Genomic DNA, 2,755 nt, shown 5'->3' on the forward strand with positions numbered 1-2,755 from the left:
GGCGGGGGTGGGTGAGGCGGGGGTGGTGGTGTCGCCGCGGAGCACCGTGGACTCCAGGGACTCGACGAAGCGCCCAAGCAGGTTGGCGCTGACGTCGCTGATCACACCTCGGCCGAACTGGGCGACCTTCCCCGTGATGCGCAGGTCGGTCAGCACGCTGACCTGGGTGCCGGTGCCGTCGGGGACGAGCGTCACGGTGATGGTGGCCGACGCGTTGCCCTGGCCGCGGGTCTCCCGGCCGTCGGCCTTCAGGACGGCCCGGTGGGCGGCCTCGTCACGTTCGAGGAAGGTCGCCGTGCCCTTGTACTGCGCGGTGACCGGGCCGACCTTGACCTTCACGATGCCGCGGTACTCGTCGCCCTCCACCTCCTGAAGCTGGGCTCCCGGCAGGCAGGGCGCGATGCGTTCGAGGTCGGTGAGGACCGACCAGGTGACGGCCGGGCTCGCGTCGACGCGGAACTCGTTGCTCAGATCCATGATCTCATTCACCGACAGGCAGGTAGGGCCCACGACCAGGGGCGGACAGCGGTGGACAGGCCGGCCCCGGGCGGAGGGTCGGCATCGACAGGAACGGGCGGCCGACCGCCACGGCATCCCCCGGGGACCGGGCCGCGGGCGTCCCGCCCGTGCGGCGGCGCGACCGACCGCCGATCACGGTGTGTTACCGGCCGCGGCCCGTACCGCCTTGAAGATCCCCTGGTAGCCGGTGCAGCGGCAGATGTTGCCGGACAGGCCGGCGCGGATCTCCTCGTCGGTCGGGTCGGGGTTGTCCCGCAGCAGGGCGGTGACCGACACGACGAAACCCGGCGTGCAGAACCCGCACTGCAGGCCGTGGTTCTCCTGGAAGGCGACCTGTACCGGCGAGAGGTTCTCCGGTGTGCCGAGGCCTTCGATCGTGGTGACCTCGCGGCCCTCGGCCTGCACCGCGAGCACGAGGCACGCGCGCACCGCCGCACCGTCGAGCAGCACCGTGCAGGCACCGCACACCCCGTGCTCGCAGCCGAGGTGCGTGCCGGTCAGATGGCAGTGCTCCCGCAGGAAGTCGGCGAGCGTCAGCCGTGGCTCCACCCGCCCGCGGCGCTCCAGGCCGTTGACGCGCAGTCTGATCTGTACTTCATCCATCGTGAGCCTCCCGGAGCGCGCGCTGCCAGGCTCGGGTGACCATCGCGGCCCCGACGCGCCGGCGGTAGTCGGCCGAGCCGTGCAGGTCGGCCGGAACGGACTGGAGCGTCGACATCGCGGCCCGCCCGACCTCGACAGGGTCGATCTCGCCGGCCGCAGTGCCGGTCACGGCCTGTTCGGCGGCGGTGGCGCGTTCGGGCGTGGAGCCGAGACCGAGCAGCCCGATGCCGCAGCGGCGGACGCGGTCGTCGCCGTCGAGCTCGACGGCGACGACCGCGCCGGCGATCGCGAAGTCACCGTGGCGGCGGGCGAGCTCCTCGACGGCGTGCCCGGTCCTGCCGCGCCAGGCGGGGAAGTTCACGGCGGTGAGGATCTCGTCGTCGGCGAGGGCGGTGCTCCAGGTGCCGAGGAAGAACTTCTCGGCGGGGATGGTGCGCGCCCCGCGCGGCGAGACGGTCTCCAGCTGCGCGTCGAGGGCGAGCGCCACCGCGGGGAACTCGGCGGCGGGGTCGGCGTGGGCGATCGCGCCGCCGACCGTGCCCCGGTTGCGGATCTGGAAGTGGCCGATGAGCGGGGCGGCGCGGGCCAGCAGCGGGACGGTCCTGGCGAGGTCGGCGGACGACTCGACTGCGGTGTGGGTGGTGGCGGCACCGATGCGGACGGTGTCGCCCTGATGGTCGATGCCAGCCAGCTCGGGTATCCGGCCGAGGTCGACGAGGTGGTCGAAGACGGCGAGTCGCATCGCGAGCATGGGAATCAGGCTCTGGCCCCCGGCCAGGACCTTCGCGCTGTCACCGTGCTCGGCGAGCAGAGCAAGCGCCTCAGCAAGAGTGGACGGCGCATGGTAGGCGAACCGTGACGCTTTCATTGCCGTGGCGGCTCCGGACTTGTCGGGTCGACCTCGGTCTCCAGCGAACGGAAGAACCAGGCCATGGTCTAGTAGAGGACGACGGTGAGAACGACGTCGAACAGCTCCGTTCGGCGTCAGGTTCGCTCACGGTGCCGCCGCCGAGGTGTTCGTTCACGGCACGGATCAGTGTGGTCTCCACGGGGTTACTGAACGACCGTACAAGCTTCACCGGAGACCGAGCAAGTAGGCCTGGACCAGCACAGGCCGGTCTCCCGTCGGCCCTACGGAGCGGAGGAGGGACCGGGGACCTCCGAGCGCCCCGCCCCGCCCCGTGAACGGCGATCCTGCCCGCGTTCTGGTTGACGCCACGCAGCCGTGATGCTGAACTAGCGTTTAATGCCCAGGAGGGCTGGCTTCCCGTACCGCTTCGGCGCCGGCGCGAGAGGACGCGATCGAGGCGCGGAGGCGCCGATGACGCGTCTTTCCGGCCTCGACCTCGGCCCCGAGGAACAGTCGGCCAGCTGCGGACCTCCGGCCTCGGCACACACCACGGTCCCGGTACCGCGCTGGCCCGCCTCGAAGCCAGGGTGGCGCTCCAGCAGATCCCTGTCCACCTCCCGTGATGGAAGGTGGACCATCAGCCAAGGAGACGCAGGTGGGAAAGCTCGACGGCAAGGTCGCGTTCATCACCGGCGCGGCACGCGGTCAGGGTCGTAGCCACGCGGTCCGGTTAGCGCAGGAGGGTGCCGACATCATCGCGGTGGACATCTGCGCCCAGATGGA

General features: G+C 71.3%; 3 protein-coding genes and 1 pseudogene. 1 reads left to right on the plus strand and 3 read right to left on the minus strand.

The genetic code is table 11. The annotated features are described in order from the left end of the window. The 3 genes from FMEAI12_RS34460 to FMEAI12_RS34470 form a co-directional block, all read right to left on the minus strand. Window positions 1–477 (minus strand): SRPBCC family protein (locus FMEAI12_RS34460; protein ID WP_200835513.1); only part of this gene is annotated, 477 nt, incomplete at its 3' end. A gap of 174 nt (window positions 478–651) precedes the next feature. Further along, window positions 652–1,122 carry a (2Fe-2S)-binding protein gene (locus tag FMEAI12_RS34465; RefSeq protein WP_071067189.1) on the minus strand — a complete coding sequence of 157 codons (471 nt, stop codon included), beginning with the start codon at window positions 1,120–1,122 and terminating at the stop codon, window positions 652–654. Next, the gene (locus tag FMEAI12_RS34470) at window positions 1,115–1,990 is read right to left on the minus strand and encodes a xanthine dehydrogenase family protein subunit M (protein ID WP_112109254.1); all 876 of its coding nucleotides are present in this window, start codon (window positions 1,988–1,990) and stop codon (window positions 1,115–1,117) included. The genes FMEAI12_RS34465 and FMEAI12_RS34470 overlap by 8 nt, the downstream gene beginning before the upstream one ends. A gap of 637 nt (window positions 1,991–2,627) precedes the next feature. Between FMEAI12_RS34470 and FMEAI12_RS39570 the strand changes: the two are divergent. After that, window positions 2,628–2,755: pseudogene (locus tag FMEAI12_RS39570) on the plus strand (SDR family mycofactocin-dependent oxidoreductase); the annotation flags it as partial.

The sequence above is a fragment of the Parafrankia sp. Ea1.12 genome (assembly GCF_900465275.1).
Taxonomy (GTDB): domain Bacteria; phylum Actinomycetota; class Actinomycetes; order Frankiales; family Frankiaceae; genus Parafrankia; species Parafrankia soli.